The following is a 22473-nucleotide window of genomic DNA, read 5'->3' as shown; positions in this document are numbered from 1 at the left end:
CTTTACAGTGTTAAAGTTATACACTCATTTTTACTCGTTTTTACCGTGGCAGTTTTTGTATTTTTCACCGCTTCCACAAGGACATTCGTCGTTACGGCCAATGTTCAATGCTTTGACGACTGGTTTCTTTTTAACTTTTCCGCCTTCGCCTTCTTTTGGATCAACGGCATGGCCCTTGGCAACTTCTTGGCGCTCAAGGTTGTTGCGAATTTCGGCTTTCATGATGTATTTAGCTGCATCCTCTTCAATTGATTCAATCATAGCTTCAAACATCGCATAGCCTTCAGATTGGTATTCACGAAGTGGATCAATTTGTGCATAACCGCGTAGGTGGATACCTTGACGAAGTTGATCCATTGCATCAATGTGATCAATCCACTTAGAGTCAACTGAACGAAGAACGATAACCTTTTCGAATTCGCGCATTTGCTCTTCGGATAGCTGCTCTTCCTTCTCGTCATAGCGCTCCTTCACCTTCGCGAAGATTACTTCAACCATTTCCGCAGGATCTTTCCCTCGTAGGTCATCAATAGTAATGTCACCTTCATGTAGAAGATTTCCATTAACATAATCAACAACAGCTTGTAAATCCCAAGCATCCTGTTCTTCTTGTCTAGGAGTGTGAGCTTCAACATTACGTTCAATCGAAGATAAAATCATGGCCTCAACGATTTCACGTAGGTTCTCCGAGTCTAATACATCATTACGTTGTTTATAGATAATTTCACGTTGTTGTCGTAAAACATCATCATACGATAATAATTGTTTACGTGCATCAAAGTTATTACCCTCCACACGCTTCTGTGCGGATTCAACTGCTCGTGAAACCATTTTACTTTGTATCGGCTGTGAATCATCCATGCCTAAGCGACCCATCATCGCTTTCATATTGTCTGAGCCGAAACGACGCATTAATTCATCGTCCATAGATAAGTAAAATTGTGTTACCCCTGGGTCTCCTTGACGACCTGCACGTCCACGTAGCTGATTATCAATACGGCGAGATTCATGTCGCTCCGTACCAACTACCGCTAAACCACCAAGCTCAAGAACACCTTCACCAAGCTTAATGTCTGTTCCACGACCAGCCATATTTGTTGCAATGGTTACTGCACCTTTGTGACCGGCTCCAGCAATGATTTCTGCTTCGCGTTCATGGTTTTTTGCATTTAAGACATTATGGTGTATGCCCTTTTTCGTTAAATAACGTGAAATCAATTCAGAAGTCTCAATGGCAACTGTACCTACTAGCACGGGCTGTCCCTTTGTATTTCGCTCGGCAATATCTTCACATACCGCACGGAATTTTCCATCCATTGATGCAAAAATTAAATCTGGACGGTCGTCACGTTGAATTGGTTTATTTGTTGGAATTACAACAACATTCATATTATAGATGTTACGGAATTCATCTTCTTCTGTTTTGGCTGTCCCTGTCATTCCTGAAAGCTTTTCATACATACGGAAATAGTTCTGGAACGTGATGGTTGCCATCGTCATGCTTTCGTTTTGAACCTCTAAGCCTTCTTTAGCCTCAATCGCTTGGTGCAAGCCCTCACTATATCGACGGCCCTTCATTAAACGGCCAGTGAATTGGTCAACGATCACGATTTCGCCATCTTGAACTACGTAGTCGACATCTAAATGCATACTCGCATGCGCCTTTAATGCCTGGTTAATATGATGATTTAAGGTTACATGGGTAATATCAAATAAGTTATCAATTCCAAAGGCACGCTCAGCCTTCGTGTAGCCTTCTTCCGTTAACTGAACGTTCTTCGTTTTTTCATCGTACGTATAGTCCGTTTCCTTCTTCAACATACGAACAAATGCATTTGCTTGAATATATAAGGATGTTGATTTTTGAGCTGTCCCAGAAATGATTAATGGCGTACGTGCTTCATCGATTAAAATTGAGTCAACCTCATCAATATTAGCATAATACAATGGACGTTGAACCTTTTGATTGTTATAGAGAACCATGTTATCACGTAAGTAATCGAAGCCAAACTCATTATTCGTTCCATACGTAATATCGGCAGCATATGCAGCCTGTTTTTCTTCCTTTGATAAGCTGTTCAAATTAAGTCCAACTGTTAAACCTAGAAACTCGTATAAGCGGCCCATTTCAGTAGCATCACGACTAGCTAAGTATTCGTTCACAGTAATAACGTGAACACCTTTACCAGATAGGGCATTTAAATAGACAGGCAATGTCGCTGTTAATGTTTTACCTTCCCCAGTTTTCATCTCAGCAATGTTACCTTCGTGTAAAGTTGCACCACCCATGAGCTGAACTGGATACGGGAACATACCAAGGACACGACGTGCACCTTCACGTACAACCGCAAATGCCTCTACTAAAAGAGCATCTAGGGCTTCCCCATTTTGATAGCGCTTTTTGAACTCTTCTGTTTTGTCACGAAGCTGGTCATCCGATAACTTTTCCGTCTGTGCAGCTAGTGCCTCTACCTGCCCGGCAAGTCGTGTTAACTTTTTTAACTCGCGTTTATTTTGATCAAATACTTTGTTTAAAATCCCAAGCATGTAAACGCCCCTTTATATATCGAGATAGTAATTTCACTTTTTTAAAAATTATGTACTAATAAAAAAATTCGCCTTAAATCGTCTAATTCCTCTTAAAATCAATTTATTCTTTATCAATATTACCACTTCCATTAAATAGTGACAACAAACGTCTAAAATTAGAATGACATTTCAAAAATAAAACGAAAGCTTACTTATACTGTTTTATTTTTGCCACAAAGGTAAGTAAAACATTCCTCCGTTAAAAATCCAGTTTTGATAGATTAGTCGTTCTTCCTTTTATCTATTATCACTATCGATATATGAATAACTAATTGGTTTAATTGAATATTTATACAACAGACATTATATCTTTCCGTTTGTGTCTAAGGTGTGAATACAATGTTATCAAGGTGTAAACCTACTTTGTGTGAAGAAAGTCACACTATAAAAATATTCACAAAATGTACATTGGAAAAACACGGTGCAATATTAGATACTACGATTAGAGAGATAAATATGAAATTTAATTAGAGATTATAGAAATGATGGGAAGGGTGAGTCAAATGGCCTTTTGGGGGAAACAGAAAGAGAAAAACGTAGAAGGCACCAGGGAGAAAAAGCCTGGTTTGATAAAAAGACTTTGGAGAAAGTTTCGAGGGATTGATTGGAAGAATCCGTTAAATAGATGGCGACTCCTATTCGCTGTTTTGTTTTTTACGGTAGCTATGTTTGGAGTAGGGTATGGAGCAATTGCTTTCACTTCCACTCCATCTTTTTGTAAAAATTGTCACGAAATGTCAACGGAACATGTGACATTCGAAGCAAGTGCCCATAATCAGATTAAATGTACACAGTGTCATATAGAGCCAGGGGCGAAAAACATGCTCCTTCATAAAATCGAATCGATGAAAGAAGTGTACTACCACATCGTCGGTGTTCCTGATCAAATCGTTCAAACAGTCCCAGTAATGAATGTCAACTGTATCCAATGTCACTCGGAAAATCGACTTGTGTCTGCTACTGGTGATGTAATCGTTAATCATGAAGGACACATCAAAAAGGCAAAAATACCTTGTATCACCTGTCATTCAGGTGTTGTTCATGCGAAAGCAGTAGAACGCGGACTAAATACTCAAAAAGATATGGATTTCTGGACAAAAGAAAATGCCGAAAAGCTAATTTCAAAAAAATACACATCTCCGAATATGGGAACATGTATCGATTGCCATAACAAAGTGAATAACGGGGAAAAACCTTGGAAGGATGAAGCTTACATCTTACCTGAAAATACACACGGTAAACACGATGAGAAAAAAGAAGAAGGTCATGGAGCAGAGACGGCCACAACTGAAGTACATGAAGAAGTTGCAGCTGATTCCGAAGCAGCAGTTAAAGAGCATACCCAAGATATCATTCTTCAAGCCATCGGTAAACAGAAAAAAGACGTTGAACTTTCAATGGCATGCGCCACTTGCCACAAAGAAGTCGCAACACCGAAGAACCATGATCGCAAACAATGGAACCAAAGTCATGGTGACGTTGCTTTTACAAACTTAGATAAATGTATGAACTGTCATCAAGATTCAAAGTGGGTAAAAAAATTACCAAAAGAAAATATCATGGATTTAATTAATGCAGTAGACAAGGAAAAATATGTAGCTGATATGCTAACGGTTAAAAATCACTCACGTAACAATAGCTTCTGTAGCGCTTGTCACGGAAAACGCCCACCAGGACACGTCGAGAGCGACGAATGGTTAACAGCCCATGCTCCACTGGCTAAAACTGATAAAGCAAAAGCAGAATGTTATGTCTGTCACGATCGAGAAAAACCAAAACCAGGAACAGAAAATCCGACGGCACCAACCGACGTATACTGTGAATTCTGTCACCGTACTGGATTCAAAGGGGATAAGAAATCATAAACAAAGCCCGTCTTAACAGGAGGTATTTAAAATGGAAGAGGAGCACAATGAAATACAACCCGTCGCCCCTCCCCGTTTTCGTGGACGATTGATTAAAGTAATGACACTAACCTTGTTTTTTCTCATACTACTCTTTTCAGTTGGATACCTTGGTCTCGAGACAACATCGAGCTCCAAGTTCTGCGCTTCCTGTCATGAGATGAAACCTGAATACTACACATGGAAAGCATCAAGTCATAGCGAGGTCGATTGTGTTAACTGCCATACTGGATCTTCGAAAGAAGATTATGCTAAGGCAAAGGCTAATGGCCTCGTGCAGGTGTTCAAAAAAGCGACAAATACGTATTCGGCACCTATACAAATGCCTGATGAAATCCCTAATGACGCTTGTGAAAGGTGTCACAATATGGACAGTCGAAATGTTACACCAACCGGTGACATTATCATACCCCATGACAAACATAAAACTGAAAATGTTGCATGTATTCAATGTCATAGTGGAGTTGCACACGGAAAAATTGCGGAACGGAAAGTAACTTTTAAAACTGATTATGAAAAATGGGATGAAAAAGTTGGTCATTCGATAATGAGTGAAAGGTCTTATGTCCGTCCGAAAATGGAAAAATGTATGTCTTGTCATGAATCAAGGGATGTCACTTTAGAATGTCAAGCATGTCATACTACAGGAATGTATCCGAAAAGCCATAAAAAGGAAGAATTTAAAACTGCAATGCATCCACAAGATGCGAAAAAGGACATTGGATCGTGTAATAAATGCCATAAATACATGTCAAAAAATGAAATTAGGGGCTTTGAAAAACAACCTGTTTATACTCAAATCTTAAAAAATGAAAAAATAACTAAACCAAGGGTAAATGCAGCAGATTATGCGAAAGATAACACTTTTTGCCAGGACTGCCATATGAAAAAACCACCAAGTCATATTAATGGTTTTGTTAGCCTACATGGACCGATAGCAAAGCAAAACGAACAAAAATGTTTTGCTTGTCATAATTACCAAAAGACAGGTAAAAACAACATTACCAATGTCACTTGCAGTAGCTGTCACCCATCTAGCCATGGCAGTGACTTTAGAATTACACATCCAATAGAACTACCACCAAATCAAAAGTTAAATCAAACATGTTACCAATGCCATACCAAAAAAGTATGTACTTCCTGCCATAAGGATAAATAAAATTTTATTGTGATTTAGGAGGGTTCTTATGCAATCTGAAATCCAACCCAATAGTCAAAGTAGCGATCAAGAGCCTGCTATCTCTCAAGAGCAGGTAAAAAAAGCTAAAAATAGCCAAGTGAAATGGTGGCAAGCAATATTAATATTATTCACAACACTTGGGATTTGTCTCTCAGCTGGCTATTTTATTAGTGATAAATATTTTTGGAAAAACACTGATGAAGAACAGTTAAATAAAAGATTAGAATTTTTAACTCAACAAGTTGATATTAAGTCAAATGACCCAGACCTTAGGGTACAGCTTGGTTATGTCTATTTTTTAAAAGGAAAAAACGATAAAGCAATCGAACAATATAAAACAGCCATTGGCCTTGATAAAAATTATTATCCAAGTTATTTAAATTTGGCCATTGTCTATGATAAAGAAAATAAATACCAGGATTCATTAGAGATGGCTGCTAAAGCGGCAAAACTTGCTCCTAAAGATTACAAGGGACACCTCCTAAAAGGAAAAGCCTACCGAAAACTAAAAATGTATGACAAAGCAAATGAATCATTAGAAGAAGCATTGAATTTTATGTCATCTAATGCAGATATTATTTTTGAAATTGGCCAAGTGGCTCAAGCTCAAGGACAAAATAAGGAAGCGCAAGAGATTTATAAAGAAGCATTAACCTTTGATCCACTTTATAAACCAGCTCTTAATGCATTAGAAGAATTGTCCAAAAAGTAACGAAAGGAGTGAGATACCATGAAGAAACGTACTTTATATATACTGATGTCTAGCATTGTTGTCCTAACTAGCATCTTTTTTGTAGCTGTATATTTTCTTGGTTTAAATAACGAATTAGAAAAAGTTGCTAATATTCCCGATAAGAATTCTGAACCAGTGTTTGATTATTTAATTAACGGTGATTTTAGTAACCCTTTAAATAAGCCTATGGACGTTGCAAAAATTGGTGAATTTCTTTATGTAACAGATACAAATAATAAGCAAGTTCAAGTATTTGATGTATCAGGCTCCACTTTCTTCCGGTTTGGAAAAGAAGGTGAGGGTGAAGGTGATTTTAGATTCCCTTACGGAATTGCTGGGGATGAAAAAGAAAATGTCTATATCGCTGATTTGTATACTGGAAAAATATCAATCTTTGATTCTAAAGGAAAATTTATTAAGTACTTTGAAGAACAAGATAAAAATAATAAAGTCATTGAAGCACCTGCTGGACTACGCATTACTAATAATAAACTTTATGTTACAGACATTAAAAAAAGCTCTGTATACATCTTTAGTTTAGATGGAAAGAAAGAGTTAGAAATTAGTCAAGGCCAAAATAAAGATGATAGGATGGCTGCTCCAAATGCCATTGCATTGGACGATAACAAAAATATTTATGTCTCTGACTCTGGTAATCAACGAGTTTTAAAATTTGACAAAGAAGGAAAATATCTCGCTACGATTAATGGTTCATCAGATGGAAACGGACAATCTACTTTTGTTAATCCTCGTGGTGTGGGGGTGGATTCAAGAGGGATTTTATATGTAGTTAATAACTTAGCATCAAGTGTGTCTGGTTTTGATAAAGATGGTAAAAAGATCTTTGAATTTGGAACTATGGGTGAGGAAAACAATCAATTTTATTTACCTAATGGACTTAACATCGATGAAAACGGATTAATCTACATTACTGACACAGTTAATCAAAGAATTGCTGTTTATAACTAACTATTAGGATTTAAGGGAGGTGATGCCTTAACAATGCATCAATGTAAGTGTGGTAGATTTTAAAAAAGAAAAAGAGAGATTTAAGGGAGGTTTTTTAAATGAGTAAGGTTAAATTAAGCTTTTCATTCTTGCTAACCCTTTTATTAGTTGGAATGTTTAGCGTAGTGGCTTTTGCAGCTGCTCCATCTGCTCCTTCTGTGAAGTATTTCGATTGGAAAAACGGAAATATTCACGTAGGCTGGACTTGGACAGCAGCAAGTGGTGGTGCAACAAATGTTACTTATAAAATCTTTGTTGATGGAGATACAGCCGGAATTGATGTTCCTGTCGCAAGTGGTAATTCTTATGTAGCGACTGGACTAACTTCAACAGATAACCACACTTTTCAAGTAGCTGCAACAACTACAGATGGCATATCTGGTAAGTCAACATTAGTTACTGTTGTACCAGAAAAAGCAAATAATGAAGCAATGGTTGGTCTTGATGGAAAACCTATTCCTGAAGGGGAAGTAGATAACGGCATAAATAACGCACATAAAACTGGTGTGGGTCAAGTAGTTAAAAACCCTGGTAATCAATTAGATAATGCAGGAAAAATAGGTGCACACAAATTACACGGTTCTTACCAAAACAACACAAACTCTTGTGCAAGCTGTCATCAAACACATACAGCGGCTTCCAGCGGTTTGTTATTCAAAAATGGTGCTTACAACACGTGTACTGCTTGTCATGACGGTACTTTAGGATTCTACAATGTCTTCGGAACTTCAAATGCAGAAGACATGGGTGCTGGTACATTTGGTGGTACACATGATGGAAATATGTCAGTTCATATGGCTACTGGTGCTTTAGAAATTAGTGCAGCACCTGGTTCTAACGCAAAAGTGGGCACAACGTGGTCGGCAGAATTCACTTGTGCAAGCTGTCATGATCCACACGGTTCTTACTCTGATCGTTTACTTTCTGTCAACCCTAACGGCATGGCAACTGTTGAAAGGAAATCTGTTAATAGCACAGTTTATGGTAACAAGTTAATGGAAGTTTCTGTCTATGAAACAATGCCTACAGCTAATATTTCTGCAACTAATTTAAACGATTATGCTTTTAAAGATATTACTATCAGTGCTGCAGATATTGCTGCTCCTGTCTTTGATACCGCTACGCCACCTAAAATTATTACTCCTGCTGGATATTATTACAATACTGGTCTAAAAGTAGGGGACAGAGTACTTCAGCTTCAAAGATACATTGGTTCATGGCAAAATGCTCCTGGGGTATATTTAACAAAGCAAGGTATCAATAATACATCTTACTGGCCGAAATTGTACAAAGATACTACTTTAGTTTGGCCACCTGCTGTTCCTACATCTGAACCTGGCAAAACCACTGTAGCAAATGCAAACAAACAAGATGCAACTGATGGAAAATATTGGTTCAATAATAGTAAAGCATTTTACAAGGTACCAGGTACAAAAGGTGATGGTACTATAAATAAAATTACAGAAGTTCAAAAAGCTTACGTTGTTCAATTAGGATATTTACCTTCTGGTCAAAATAAACTGGGTGGAGTTGTAAATCCTGCTGCAAATGGATATCAACCATTAGTAACTGATAACAATTACCTAACTACAACTGGAAAAGGTATTCAAATGAATGAATGGTGTGGAGCTTGTCACGTTGATTACTTCACACGCACGAAAACAAACACTGGTGTCGATGGAAACTATAATCACCATACAATGAGTGATTCCTACAACTGTGAACGCTGTCACTATGCCCACGGTACAGATGCAAAAATCATGAGAGATGCTCAAGGTAGTACACTTGAAGATTTAACTGCTACAGGTGGAAAATTTGTTGGTAATCAAGTTAAAGCAATCGAGTACTTGAAAGATCAAAACGATTCTTCTGCCCTAAAACGTTTCACAAACATGGCTGTATGTTATGGATGTCACACTTCTTCACATGCTGAAGGATTCATCAATAACAATGAATATAACACTACAGATTCAAATAATGGTTTCCAATCTGGAAGTGTAACAAAAGGTCAAAAATTAATTCCATGGGGTAACTAAAAAAGCTACCAAATAGCCCCACTATTTGATAGCCCGAAACGATTATAGCAATAAAAAGAGCAAGGTAATGATGTGCTTCTAGCATATTGTTACCTTGTTTATTATTTTACATATATTCATATTTTTATCAAAAGCTCATTCACAAATTTGTCAATTAATACTCACAATTTATCTATTCAATCTAATGTAGATTAAGACTATATTTATAATAGAAACTTTATTATTTTGTATTATTAATATTAATTAATTTATTCATTATATAAGTGAATTTGCTGACTATACAAACTATTTATTATTTCTCAAGTCAAAATATTTCTGTCAAAAAAAGAAAAAGTGGTGACCAACTATGAGAATTACCAAGTTAATAAAAGTAATATTAATAAATAGTCTCTTCCTATTTTTTTCAATAGGTTTAACCCTTTTTGTTTTTCCTGAAATTGGTATTGAGGCAGCGTCTGATCCCCCTAAACTGTTGATTCACTCACCTCAAAATAGCTCAAAACTAAATGAATTGAATGTTAGTTTTAATGGAACAGTTATAAATATAGAAAGTGCTATAGATGACTTGAAAATATTCATATATTTTGATTCGAATCCCGAACCTATTATAATTAACGTTTATTCAGAAAATTGGACATTTGTAAAAGAATTATATGATGGTACTCATGTCGTTAAGTTTGAATTAAAAGATGGTCAAGATATAATAGGTAACCAAGAAATCAGTTTTTTTGTAGTTGGTGCTCATGGAAACTATTCAACAAATACTCAAGCATGTGCAAATTGCCATAATACCCACACAGCGTCGTCAGGAAAAGGATTAAACGGTGGATCAGCTTCCAAGAAAAACGCATCCAATATGTGTATGGCTTGTCATGATGGTACAACTAATGCGCCAATAATAGATGAATTTAATCAGCACAATCTACATCAACAAATTGATGTTGAAAAGGGTAGAATAGGGTCATGTACTGGATGTCATGACCCACACATTGATAGAACCCTAGAAAATCCTTTTAGACTTAAAGAAATAAATTGCGAGGCATGTCCTGAAGATAAAGATAGTGAAATAATAATAAATATTTCTCATTATAGAACCTTATACTATAAAAAGGGGGATACAGCTATTGGAACAGCTGATGATTATTCTTTCTGTTTTCAGTGTCATAACGGAGTGAATAGTAACATTGAACAATATTATAATTCTCCAGCCATCATAACTAAATCTGGTCATAATGTTGATGCAGAGAATGAAAGTCCCTTAAATGGTCAAATGCCATGCTCTGATTGCCATGATACTCATGGATCTAGTAATATCAAGGCATTAAAGAAAAAACTTGGTGATGAAACTAGGAATGATGATTTTGAAACGAGTTCAAATTGGTCAATAGCTGATGAACGAAACTTCTGTTTAAAATGTCATAATGGCAACACAGAAATGTACGGTAAGAATGTAACTTTTTCGGATAAAAATCTAGAGGGAACTTCTGTTAGTGGTCATGAATTAGATAACAATCAGGCGTGTTCCGATTGCCATGGTGACGGTAGTAGTGAATTCTTAGAACGCTCAAAGAGTGCGGCACATGCACCAATAAAGGGAGTGGCCGGCCCTATACCATATCTCCCGCCAACACCACCTCCAAATTAAAAGTTTGGAGGTATTTTTTATGGATAAAACCCGAATCCTCAACACAACCTATATCTAAAATCATAAATTTAAATCAACGCTTTAACACGTTACTCAAAGGATATTTACACACACTTTATCCCATGCTATACTCACTCTCGGTTAATAATGTAACTGCGCTACCTAAGCGCAACCGAAACAAAAGGGGATAACCATAAATGAAAAGAAAACGGACGAATAAACCCAATCTAAAAATAGAAATCATATCTGAGTATGTATACATACTACTAGGCTCGGCAATCATCGCCATAGGCTTCAACGTCTTCCTACTACCTAACAGCATCGCCTCAGGAGGCGTAAGCGGGATCAGTACAATCCTAAAATCAACACTAGGCTGGGAACCAGCATTCGTTCAATGGTCCTTCAACATCCCATTGTTCATTGCAGGCGTCCTGGTCCTTGGAAAGCAATTCGGAATTAAAACCTTGGTAGGTACGATTTTCCTTCCGTTTGTCGTTTTTTTCTCAAATGACCTTGAACCATGGACTAACGACCCCCTACTAGGTGCCCTGTTTGGAGGGATATCGGTCGGGCTGGGTCTTGGCATTGTTTTTCGTGGAAACGCATCAACTGGCGGAACTGACCTTGCCGCGCAAATCATCCATAAATATACAGGCTTAACACTCGGAACATGTGTAGCAATTATTGACGGTCTTATTGTCTTAACAGCAGCCATCGTTTTCGACATAGAAAGAGGCCTTTATGCTTTAATTGCACTTTACGTAACAACAAAAACAATCGATTTAGTCCAAATCGGATTTGGCCGCTCCAAGATGACTTTGATTATTTCTAATCGTCAAGCAGAAATTCAAGAAGGAATTTTGAATAAAATCGACCGTGGTGTGACAAAACTAAGTGCATATGGCGGTTATACGGATCATGAACGACCCGTTGTTATGTGTGTAGTGGATCAAACGGAGTTCACAAAATTGAAACAATTAGTGAAAACCATTGATCCGACTGCATTTATCATCGTTATGGACGCTTCTGAGGTGTTGGGGGAGGGTTTCAAACGTGCGTAACATTGCTATAATGTTAAGTGCTATGCCATATTTTAACTTAGGGGGTAAATCTTGTGAAAAAGAAGCTTCTTGCATTATTAATGGGAACAGGATTAGTTTTAGCTGCTTGTGGGGGCGGCGGAGATGATCAAGCAACTGGTGGGGACACTGTAGACGCTGAAAAAATTGCAGCTCAGAAATGCTCTACTTGCCACGGACAAAATCTTGAAGGCGGCGGCGCTCCTAAAATTAGTAACGTTGGTTCCCGCTATTCTAAAGAAGAAATTGAAAATATCATCTTAAATGGTAAAGGCGGCATGCCTGGTGGAATCATTAAAGGTGAGGAAGCATCTGCTGTTGCTGAATGGTTAGCTTCTAAAAAATAATAGTTAAAACCAAAAACGCCTCTCTTCATATGTGAGAGCGTTTTTTATTTTGAAAAGTTTTTTTGAAGCATAAAAAGCTTACTTCAGAAAGAGAAGATAGACCTATTTTACACTTGTGTTTCTTGGTATTAAGAGTAATCTTAACCGTTTTTCGACATTATTGAAAAGAAACTGTAATATATTTGGCGGTTTTTTTGTCAGATTATGATGTTATAATAGGGAAGGGCAAAATAATGCTTATTTATTTGTCGATTTGTTTTCTAATCAAATAATAATTTGTCGAAACAAAAATACTTAGTACCCATAAGGTGATTAATAATGATAGAAATGCAAGATGTTTATAAACAATATCCGAACGGGGTCAGAGCCGTTAACGGTATAGATGTTCATATAAAGCAAGGTGAATTTGTATATGTCGTAGGTCCTAGTGGAGCAGGAAAATCGACATTTATTAAAATGATGTATCGGGAGGAAGTTCCGACATCTGGCAATATTATAATCAATGGCGTCAACCTATCAAAGTTGAGACCGAAAAAGGTACCTCTTTTACGACGAAACATAGGTGTCGTCTTCCAAGATTTTAAATTACTTCCTAAGTTAACTGTTTATGAAAATGTAGCTTTTACCCTAGAGGTTATTGAAGAAAGCCCGAAGTATATTAAAAAAGCAGTCATGGAAACCCTAGAGCTTGTTAATTTAAAACATAAAGCGCGTGTATTTCCAACCGAGCTTTCTGGTGGAGAACAGCAACGGATTTCGATTGCTCGCTCCATCGTGAATTCTCCCAAGGTCGTGATTGCGGACGAGCCTACAGGGAACTTAGATCCAGAGACTTCATGGGAGATCATGAAAATATTTGAAGAAATTAACACTAGAGGAACAACAGTAGTGATGGCAACACACAACCGAGAAATCGTCAACACAATTAAAAACCGCGTTATTGCTATCGAGGGTGGAAGAATTGTCCGTGACGAGCTAAGAGGTGATTACGGCTATGAAAATTAGAACTCTTGGCCGTCACACACGAGAAAGCTTTAAAAGTTTGGCTCGAAATGGCTGGATGACCTTTGCATCTGTAAGTGCTGTGACCGTAACCCTCATCTTAGTTGGAGTTTTTTTCGTCATTATGATGAATTTAAATCAAGTAGCAAAAAACATTGAGGAAGATGTTATTATTCGCGTTCATATCGATGTTGCTGCTAATGAACAAGATCAACAGGCTTTAAAGAAACAGATTAATGACATATCGGAAGTGAAATCAATCCTTTTTTCCTCAAAAGAAACCGAACTTAACAATATGATTACGAGCATGGGGGAAGAGGGAAAAGCCTTTAGGCTTATTGAACAGGAAAACCCGTTGAACGACGTATTTATTGTAAAAACGAAAAAGCCTACTGACACAATGACGGTAGCTAAGCAAATTGAAAAAATGGAATACGCTTCTAAAGTGAAATATGGACAAGGCCATGTAGAAAAGCTATTTAAATTCATCAGTGCTAGCAGGAATGTTGGCTTAGCTTTAATTATCGGATTATTATTTACGGCGATGTTCCTCATTTCAAATACGATTCGAATTACGATTGTTGCGAGAAGAAGAGAAATTCAAATTATGAGATTAGTGGGGGCAACAAATGCCTTTATTCGTTGGCCGTTTTTCCTTGAAGGCTTATGGTTAGGAATTCTTGGTGCCGTGGTCCCGATTATGCTTATTTCGAGCTCTTACTTTTATGCTTACGACTATTTAGCACCAAAGCTAGAGGGTAATTTTATTCAATTGCTAGCTTACAAACCATTTATCTACCAAGTTTCAGGATTGCTCATTTTAATGGGAGCGTTCATTGGAATGTGGGGGAGTATGATGTCGATAAGAAAGTTCTTAAAAATATAAAAAATCGAATGACTCCCTGGAGAAAGTTTTTCTGCAGGGGGATTTCGTCTAAATAAACATCCACGATTTACCTGTACAACTGAGAAAGTAGAGCCCTTTTCGCTATGCAACATTTTTAAGCCTAAGATTTTAATCGTAAAAATCCAAGTGCCGATTTTTACTTACTATCAAATAGCAAAAAAGTTTTCGAAAAGAGCCAAGTGGAAAGGAGAAATCGAAAATGAACAAACAATCCGTAAAAATGCTAGTCATTGCGGCTATGATCGGTTTTGGTAGCTTATTTACCGCAACGTCAATTGATACAGTGCTAGCTAGCAAACTATCAGACTTGAAAAATCAAAAAGATCAAATCTCTAATGAACGTGATGGAGTAGATTCGGAAATCGATGCTGCAAAGAAGCAAATTAATCAAATAAAGATGGAACAAAATGAGGTCCGTAATCAAATCGAACGGTTTGATTTGGCGATTAATGATACTTCCAATAAAATTAGCGGGAAAAATTTCCATATTGACAATACGAAGAAGGATATCGGCATTTTAAAAGTCGAAATCAAAGAACTGGAAGAGCGAATTGCGAAGCGAAATGAGCTATTAAAGGATCGTGCCCGAAACTTTCAAGAAACCGGTGGAGCGATAAGTTACATAGACGTTCTAATGGGGGCGCAGTCGTTTAGTGATTTTATCGACCGCTTTAGTGCTGTCGCAACCATTATGGAGGCAGACCAGGATATTTTACGTAAACATACAGAAGATAAAGAACTTTTAGAGAAAAAGAAGGTAGAAGTAGAAACAAAGCTTGCTAATCTCGTAAAAATGCGTAAAGAACTAGAAACATTGAAAGCTAGTTTACATGCGAAAAAGGCAGAACAAAATAAATTATTGGCTAAGCTTGAAGTACAGGAAGAAGAAATTCATGAGCATAAATTAGCTGCTGAAGAGCAAGCGGCTATCCTTGCAGCGCAAGAATCTGCCATTAAAAAAGCCATACAAATGGAACAAAAACGTATAGCTGAAGAAGAAGAGAGAAGACGTAGAGAAGCAGAGGCAGCAAAAAATAATGCGAACCAAGGTGGAGGTAGTCACACAACACCACCAGTTTCGGATGGAAGCTTTACTAAGCCTGCACAAGGTACTTTCACTTCAGGGTTTGGACATCGTTGGGGAAGATTCCATTACGGTGTGGATATCGCAAACCGAAGTGATGTTCCGATTGTTGCCGCTGCAAGCGGAGTGGTTATCCAATCCTATTATTCTAGCAGCTATGGAAATGTAATTTTCATTGCCCATTCGATTAATGGACAAATCTTTACCTCCGTCTATGCACATATGAGCAGTCGTCACGTCGGAGAAGGTGCTGTTGTATCCAAAGGCCAACAAATTGGAATTATGGGTAATACGGGTGACTCACAAGGGCAACATTTACACTTCGAGCTGCATAGAGGACCATGGAACGATGCGAAATCAAACGCAGTCAATCCTTTAAGTTACGTACCTATTTAAAACTCCAAACACAACTTATCAAATTGTTTAATTTGATAAGTTGTGTTTTTTTAAGGTCTAGAAGAGAAAGTTCTGCTCGTACCGCCTTCTTTATCCATTTAGATATGGTGATAGCTTCTCAATCGCTTCAGTAAGCTTTTGACTATTTCTTTTATACATTTTCTTTGCGCCTTCAGAATCGGTCCCTAAGGAAAAAAGCTCCAAGTCAGCCTGGCACTTTTTGAGCAGTGCCATTACCTGTGGGCGCTCCTGCGGCGAAGGGACTTGAATTTTATCATCATATAAGTCGACCGTTAACTCGCCAAATGAATCAACCTGCCCTAAAAATACATTATCGATAGTGACACCAAGCTTCTGTAATTCAATGTTAAGCCATGCACGATTTTTCCCTGATTTAGCTAACGGATCATTGAGAACTTTCCCATCCATTATAATCGTTTGTGGTACTTTTTCATCTGCTACAGTTAGCTGAAGATCTTTAGGAGTTAAAGGTCTATTTTCCTTTTTTAATAACACACTTAGATCTCCTGTGGGCTCTAACACGGCAAACTCAACATCAGCCACCCGAAAAACATTTTGACGTCGCAGTAACGATCCTAATTCATCCGTTGAATAGCGCTCCTTTTTTAGGTTATCCTCTTGGATTTTTCCATCTTCAATAAAAACAGTGCCACGCCCTTCTACGATGTCTCTGAATTTTTTACTTTTTAAAGCAGTAAAGTCAACTAAAACAGCCGTTAATCCAAAAATAAGAATGGACATTATGCCATAAGAAATATTACTTTCAAGCCCTGTAATGACCTCAGCCGCGATACTCCCGACAGTAATACCTGAGACATATTCAAAAAAGGTAATTTGTGAAATTTGTTTTTTCCCTACTATTTTCGTAATTAAAAATAGGATAAGGATGAATAAAAAGGACCGGAAAATAATATCAATTGGATCTGCCAATTCCATCACCATCACCTGCTACTATCTAAGTTTTTTTATATTGTGGTTCCTCAAGTTCTAGCTCTGTAATTCGGGTTTGTAAATCCTTTTTAATCTCCTCCATCAGCATCATCGATTCATGCAGAACAACTCTGGCTTTTTCATCCTGAAAATTTAATGCAAACAGTGATAGTTGAGCTTCTATTCCTTTAATCGTTGAAAGACATTGATTTACATTGGCTGCAACCGTCATTTTTATCAACTTCCTAAGAATAAAATTTTAAAAAATCGAAAAGGGTTGGCTAGGAGCCAACCGAATTAGGTATAACCAGACCAGGTATCATCTGGTGAAAATAATCAATACCTGGTCAGCTAATTATTATTGTTTATACTGAGGTTCTTCTTGTTCAATTTCTTGCAGACGAGGTTCAATCGTGTCAATAATCGCCTGTGTTTGTTGTGCTGCCGTTTGATATAATTGCTTTGCTGATTGATTTTCTGTCGATAAGGAGAATGTTTCTAAACTTGCTTGAGCACTTTTTAATCCAGCTAATGTTGTTTTTACATCAGATGCAACTGTCATATGGATAATACCTTCCTTCAAAAAAGTTTATTAACTACTTTAAGTAGTATTGCACTATTGTTTATTAAATATGAGGTTACAAATACTGGAATTTAAAATGGCGAATTTATCACTTTTAGAATAACTCGTCCATTTTAATCATATATGTTAATAATCGAGACATACGTCTTACATTTTCGGCTACATACCTAAGGAAATTGGTTGTGTCGTGACGAATAGAGAGAAACAGCCTAAGGGAGCATTTCAGGAGGAGGAAAACGATGAATCGTAAATGGCTAGCGATACTTATGTCTGGCTCGCTCATTACCGGTGCAGGTGGAACGTATATCGGAATGAAGTGGCTGGATTACAAGTCCCCATCAGAGCTAGAGCAACATACCGGTAAATTACCTGGGGTAACTTTAACGGAAGGGACCAATCATACAACTTTAGCAAAGGTAGAACAGGCATATGACCTTATCCTGCAGCGTTATGTAGAAAAGGTTGGTGAAAAACAACTGATAGAAGGGGCCATTAAAGGTATGCTTACCACATTAGATGACCCGTATTCGGTATACATGGATCAAAATACCGCCAAGCAGTTTTCCGATTCTCTAGATTCTTCTTTTGAAGGAATAGGGGCTGAGGTAAGTGAATCCGATGGAAAAATCATCATTGTATCTCCATTTAAAAATTCGCCAGCGGAAAAAGCAGGTGTGAAGCCAAATGATCAAATCATTAAAGTAGATGATACTTCTGTCGAAGGACTGGATTTATATGAAGCGACTTTAAAAATTCGAGGCAAAAAAGGAACAACCGTAAAATTAGAAATTTTAAGATCTGGATTAAAGGAACCGATTACAGTAAACATTAAGCGTGATGAAATTCCAGTTGAAACAGTTCATTCAGCTGTCAAAATGGAAAATGGTGAAAAAATTGGCTACTTAGAGCTTACCTCTTTTTCTGAAAATACAGCTGAAGATTTTAAAAAGCAGCTAAAGGAATTAGAGAAGGATGAAATTGAGGGACTAGTAATAGATGTGCGTGGCAATCCTGGTGGATTATTATCCAGTGTCGAGGAAATTTTAAAAGAGCTTGTTACAGAAAAAAAGCCTTATGTGCAGATTGAAATGCGTGATGGTGAGAAAAAGCGCTATTTTTCTTCGTTAAAGAGAGAAAAGGATTATCCAATTGTCGTGCTTGTGGATAAAGGAAGTGCTTCTGCATCGGAGATTTTGGCTGGCGCTTTAAAGGAAGCACAAGGTTATCAGGTGATTGGGGAAACAACATTTGGAAAAGGCACAGTCCAGCAAGCAGTGCCGATGGGCGATGGTAGCAATATCAAACTGACGTTGTTTAAATGGTTAACCCCAGATGGGAACTGGATTCACAAGCAGGGTGTCAAACCTGATATTGAAGTGAAACAATCAGAGTTATATCAGGCACATCCGCTCCAAATAGAGAAGCCGTTGAAAATTGACATGAATAATGAGCAGGTGAAAAATGCTCAGACGATATTAAAAGGATTAGGCTATGACCCAGGACGCTTGGACGGTTACTTTAACAGCCGGACGGAGCTCTCTGTTAAAGCCTTCCAACGTCAGCATACATTAAATCCTACGGGTGAAATTGACAAGAAAACAGCGGAATCACTTGAAGCAGAAGTCATTAAAGCGGTTCGCAAAGAAGAAAACGACTTACAGCTTCAAACAGCCTTAAAACTAGCCGCAGTCGCAGCATCAGACCTAAAATAACCAAACACAAAAAAGCATCGAAGCCAGACTTCAATGCTTTTTTGCGTTGCAGTGCTGAGGGACAGTCCCCGAGTACTTCAACGCATTAAAGCCTTTACTACTATATCTATTGTCGACTGTCCTCCAATTATTTGGTAGAATAGGAATTAATAGATTTGTAGGGATTTTTGATAAAGAGAGAAGGTGGATGGGTATGGAGATGGTTCAGGATTGGCTGTGGGCTTTGCTTGGTGGCGTGGGAAAGATGTTTTGGAATCCGTTATTCTATTATTTGTTCTTTTTAGCGGCGGTACTTGGAGTTGCACGTGTTAAGAGGGAGAGAAGAAATTTCCACGTACGTGTACAAGATGCTTACTTTGAGCTCCGTCAGCTTTTTCCACTAGGAGTTGTCCTTGGACTTGTTGCCTCTATCGTAACGATAGCAGTTGGTCTAGTCATTCCCCTTGGGGCAGTCTTGCTATTCGTGTTGTTCTCGTTCTTATTGAGTGCAACCACAAAGATAAGAGTGCTCTCACCAGCCTATATTATTGGGGCAAGTTTTTTTGCATTAATTTTTGCTGCTGGAAGAACTCTACCTATCCCATTTTTCTCAAATGCATTCGTGGGCTTAGATGAAAAAATCTACCCAGCCATCGGTATTTTCTTGACCACCCTCATCATTATAGAGGGAATATTAATTGTCCGGAATGGTTCAACTGCTACCTCGCCGAAGCTATTAAAAAGTAAACGTGGACAATGGGTTGGGATCCATGAAGCAAAACGAATTTGGGCCGTCCCAATGTTGCTTCTTATTCCAGGTGAATCACTTTCACTCCCCTTTGACTGGTGGCCGATATTTTCCATTGGTGGAGAATCCTATTCCATATTACTAGTACCTTTTGCAATTGGTTTTCATCAGCAAATTCTGGCTCAGCTCCCGAAAGAGGCTGTCAAACGTTTAGGTAAAAAAGTAATTAAACTAGGAGTGGTCACAACGGCTTTAGCCATCACTGGTTTTTGGTTTCCGCTAGCAACAATCATTGTGGTAGCATTAGCTATGATTGGTCGTGAAGCCATTACGATACAACAGCGAGTTTCAGAAGAAAATGCACCTGTTTATTTTTCGAAGAGAGACAATGGTGTGATGATTTTAGATGTGTTACCTGATTCACCAGCTGAAAAGATGGGGCTGAAGGTAGGGGAATTAATTACTAAAGTTAACGGAACAAAGGTTTACAATGAATCTCATTTTTATGAAGGCTTAGTTCGGAATCGAGCCCAATGTAAGCTAGAGGTCATCGACATTAACGGACAAATTCGTTTTGTTGGACGGGCATTATATGAAGGCGAGCACCATGAACTCGGTGTCCTATTTGTATCTGATCAGGAAAAATGGGGAAATGAGGCAGTGTAACAATCATTCGTTTTTGCTACTGACTAATGAAATCAAATAAGGCTGATTCGAAGTTGCCAACAAGGGCAGCAGGAATCAGTCTTATTATTTTTTGAAAATTAAACTTATTAACATGGATATCAACAGGTTTTTGTGGATATCTCTGGTTATCAACAGTTATTCTAGTAGTTTAAGTCTATTGTCCACAGGAAAGTTAACGTTATCCACGTATCATTAATACTTACCCACAAAAATCTGTCGATTATCCACATACTTATCCACGCATTATTAGTAAACTATTATGAAGTTACTAATTCTTTATTAGAAATGGAGGTTTTTAAGATAATTTCAAAAGTGGTTCCTTGGTTTATTTCACTTTGGACCTTAAGTTCCCCTAGATGATTTTCAATAATTTTATAGCAAACCATCAAGCCTAAGCCAGTGCCGTGATCCTTAGTGGTGTAGAAGGGTTCACCGAGCTTATCAAGCATTTCTTTTGAAATTCCATTTCCTTCGTCCGTTACTCTAATATACAGATGATTCTCATCGTGCATCCCTGTTTCCACCGTTATCGTGCCTCCGTTTGGCATTGCTTCAATCGCATTTTTGATTAAATTAATAATAACCTGCTTTAATTGGTTTTCTTCGCAGGATATAGTAGGAAGCTCATCGGCTAGTTTATGGTCAAGATGAATATTATTGATAATCGCTTGTGTGCCAATTAAGGTTAAAACGTGTCGAATAATTTGATTAATATCTCTGTCATTGAATTGAACCATATGTGGCTTAGCTAAAATTAAAAATTCGCCAACAATTAAATTAATTCGATCCAGTTCCGAGAGCATAATACCACAATAATCCTTATTATCCTCTGATTTATATTGTAGCAGCTGAATAAAACCTCTTAATGAGGTGAGAGGGTTACGAATTTCATGAGCAATTCCCGCAGCAAGCTGTCCGACTAAGGAAAGCTTGTCGGATTTTCTAATTAACTCGTCCGTTTGATTTTTAATAGCGGTAATGTCACGTACAATCGTTAAAATAGCAGGTTTGCCTTGGTATTTGATCGCTATTCCGGTTGTCTCGATATCGAAAACCTCTTGATTTAGGTTGGAAATTTTTATTTGAAAGGGAGTAGTTGATTTTTCAGACAAAAAAGTTGCGTCAATTCGGTCTCTAATTGCATTATGGTAGTCTGGTTTGACAAACTGAAAAATCGATTTATCCTTTAAGTCTTTTATATTTTTTGCTCCGATTAACCTGAGCCCTTCTTGATTAATAAAGACCATCACACCTTCTTGATGGATGAATAACGGGTTAGGTAGCAAGCTTAATAACAGCTGATTGTTTTTTTCACTTTCCTGTAATTCTCCTTTTTTCTTATACAAATATCTAATTAGATAGGCAAATAATGAATAGAAAATGGTATTAATTACAAGTCCTACGACACTACCTTTAATAAAATACAAAGACAAACTATCCTGATAGGTTAATAGTAAACTAGTAAAAACCCCGCCAACAAGGACAATTGTAAATGGATTTGGAAAAAGAAAGGCAGCGACGATTAGGAAATTGTTTGCAAGTGAAAGAAGGGTAAAGAAATCCATTTTAGCAAAAATGGTAATAAGGGTGAAAAGTAGTATGGAAGCGGATATGAAAGGATAGAATACAAGAGTTCTTTTTTTAAAAAAGGATGATAACAAAAAGACAATTAAAAAAGTGATGGCCAAAAGTCTATGATTCATCGAATTCATTTCAAAAAAGACACGAATCCCAATGAAGACACAAAAAATGTGCAGGATTAATGTACCATTAGTCTCCGTTACATAGTTTAGATATTGTAAGATTTTTGACCTTTGATCCACTTTTTCCACTCCTAATCCCTTAATGCGCCAAACATAAATTGACAAAATTTTTCCTAATTATACTTTAGTTTTCTCAATTT

At 37.5% G+C, this 22473-nt stretch carries 18 protein-coding genes; 13 read left to right on the top strand and 5 right to left on the bottom strand.

Annotation, left to right across the window (positions count from 1 at the left end; translation table 11 throughout):
* Positions 1 to 30 precede the first annotated feature (30 nt).
* Complete coding sequence (secA, locus tag LRP83_RS10695) at positions 31 to 2547, bottom strand: preprotein translocase subunit SecA (RefSeq protein WP_230496693.1); 2517 nt, start codon at positions 2545 to 2547, stop codon at positions 31 to 33.
* Positions 2548 to 3092: 545 nt separating this feature from the next.
* On the opposite strand from secA, the gene LRP83_RS10690 reads away from it, so the two are divergent.
* The 11 genes from LRP83_RS10690 to LRP83_RS10640 all read left to right on the top strand — a co-directional run bounded on the left by LRP83_RS10690 (position 3093) and on the right by LRP83_RS10640 (position 15910).
* On the top strand, positions 3093 to 4454 hold the full coding sequence (locus LRP83_RS10690; protein WP_230496692.1) for a cytochrome c3 family protein: 1362 nt from the start codon (positions 3093 to 3095) through the stop codon (positions 4452 to 4454).
* 31 nt (positions 4455 to 4485) lie between these two features.
* Positions 4486 to 5652, top strand: a complete 1167-nt coding sequence (locus tag LRP83_RS10685) for a cytochrome c3 family protein (protein WP_230496691.1) — start codon at positions 4486 to 4488, stop codon at positions 5650 to 5652.
* 28 nt (positions 5653 to 5680) lie between these two features.
* On the top strand, positions 5681 to 6385 hold the full coding sequence (locus tag LRP83_RS10680) for a tetratricopeptide repeat protein (RefSeq protein WP_230496690.1): 705 nt from the start codon (positions 5681 to 5683) through the stop codon (positions 6383 to 6385).
* Positions 6386 to 6403: 18 nt separating this feature from the next.
* Positions 6404 to 7375, top strand: coding sequence for a 6-bladed beta-propeller (locus LRP83_RS10675; RefSeq protein WP_230496689.1), 972 nt, complete (start codon positions 6404 to 6406; stop codon positions 7373 to 7375).
* Between the two features lie 98 nt (positions 7376 to 7473).
* The gene (locus tag LRP83_RS10670) at positions 7474 to 9450 is read left to right on the top strand and encodes a cytochrome c3 family protein (RefSeq protein ID WP_230496688.1); all 1977 of its coding nucleotides are present in this window, start codon (positions 7474 to 7476) and stop codon (positions 9448 to 9450) included.
* A 346-nt stretch (positions 9451 to 9796) separates the two neighbouring features.
* Entirely contained in the window at positions 9797 to 11095 is a 1299-nt protein-coding gene (locus tag LRP83_RS10665) for a cytochrome c3 family protein (protein WP_230496687.1), read from the top strand.
* A 197-nt stretch (positions 11096 to 11292) separates the two neighbouring features.
* Positions 11293 to 12156: a YitT family protein gene (locus LRP83_RS10660; RefSeq protein ID WP_230496686.1), complete on the top strand. Its 864-nt coding sequence runs from the start codon at positions 11293 to 11295 to the stop codon at positions 12154 to 12156.
* A gap of 53 nt (positions 12157 to 12209) precedes the next feature.
* Positions 12210 to 12521, top strand: a complete 312-nt coding sequence (gene cccB / locus LRP83_RS10655; RefSeq protein ID WP_230496685.1) for a cytochrome c551 — start codon at positions 12210 to 12212, stop codon at positions 12519 to 12521.
* A gap of 318 nt (positions 12522 to 12839) precedes the next feature.
* Positions 12840 to 13526: a cell division ATP-binding protein FtsE gene (ftsE, locus tag LRP83_RS10650; protein WP_230496684.1), complete on the top strand. Its 687-nt coding sequence runs from the start codon at positions 12840 to 12842 to the stop codon at positions 13524 to 13526.
* Positions 13516 to 14409, top strand: coding sequence for a permease-like cell division protein FtsX (gene ftsX, locus LRP83_RS10645; RefSeq protein WP_230496683.1), 894 nt, complete (start codon positions 13516 to 13518; stop codon positions 14407 to 14409). Before ftsE ends, ftsX begins: the two co-directional genes overlap by 11 nt.
* Positions 14410 to 14629: 220 nt before the next feature.
* Positions 14630 to 15910: a murein hydrolase activator EnvC family protein gene (locus LRP83_RS10640; RefSeq protein ID WP_230496682.1), complete on the top strand. Its 1281-nt coding sequence runs from the start codon at positions 14630 to 14632 to the stop codon at positions 15908 to 15910.
* A 90-nt stretch (positions 15911 to 16000) separates the two neighbouring features.
* Here LRP83_RS10640 and LRP83_RS10635 read toward each other — a convergent pair whose 3' ends face one another.
* The 3 genes from LRP83_RS10635 to LRP83_RS10625 all read right to left on the bottom strand — a co-directional run bounded on the left by LRP83_RS10635 (position 16001) and on the right by LRP83_RS10625 (position 17423).
* Positions 16001 to 16867 carry a DUF421 domain-containing protein gene (locus tag LRP83_RS10635; protein ID WP_435531345.1) on the bottom strand — a complete coding sequence of 289 codons (867 nt, stop codon included), beginning with the start codon at positions 16865 to 16867 and terminating at the stop codon, positions 16001 to 16003.
* Between the two features lie 19 nt (positions 16868 to 16886).
* A complete protein-coding gene (locus LRP83_RS10630) occupies positions 16887 to 17093 on the bottom strand; it encodes a DUF1657 domain-containing protein (protein ID WP_230496681.1) in 207 nt (68 codons plus the stop codon).
* Between the two features lie 126 nt (positions 17094 to 17219).
* Positions 17220 to 17423, bottom strand: a complete 204-nt coding sequence (locus tag LRP83_RS10625; RefSeq protein ID WP_230496780.1) for a DUF1657 domain-containing protein — start codon at positions 17421 to 17423, stop codon at positions 17220 to 17222.
* 260 nt (positions 17424 to 17683) lie between these two features.
* Between LRP83_RS10625 and LRP83_RS10620 the strand changes: the two genes are divergently transcribed.
* Together LRP83_RS10620 and LRP83_RS10615 are read left to right on the top strand one after the other, a co-directional pair.
* Entirely contained in the window at positions 17684 to 19156 is a 1473-nt protein-coding gene (locus LRP83_RS10620; protein WP_230496680.1) for a S41 family peptidase, read from the top strand.
* A gap of 193 nt (positions 19157 to 19349) precedes the next feature.
* Entirely contained in the window at positions 19350 to 20549 is a 1200-nt protein-coding gene (locus LRP83_RS10615; protein WP_354002339.1) for a PDZ domain-containing protein, read from the top strand.
* A 278-nt stretch (positions 20550 to 20827) separates the two neighbouring features.
* Here LRP83_RS10615 and LRP83_RS10610 read toward each other — a convergent pair whose 3' ends face one another.
* Positions 20828 to 22393, bottom strand: coding sequence for an ATP-binding protein (locus LRP83_RS10610; protein ID WP_230496679.1), 1566 nt, complete (start codon positions 22391 to 22393; stop codon positions 20828 to 20830).
* Between the last annotated feature and the right edge of the window lie 80 nt (positions 22394 to 22473).

It is taken from the genome of Pseudoneobacillus rhizosphaerae (assembly GCF_917563885.1).
In the GTDB taxonomy this organism is placed as follows: domain Bacteria; phylum Bacillota; class Bacilli; order Bacillales; family Cytobacillaceae; genus Pseudoneobacillus; species Pseudoneobacillus rhizosphaerae.
The sequence above is the reverse complement of the archived record's forward strand: the minus strand, read 5'-3'. Positions and strand labels throughout refer to the sequence as shown.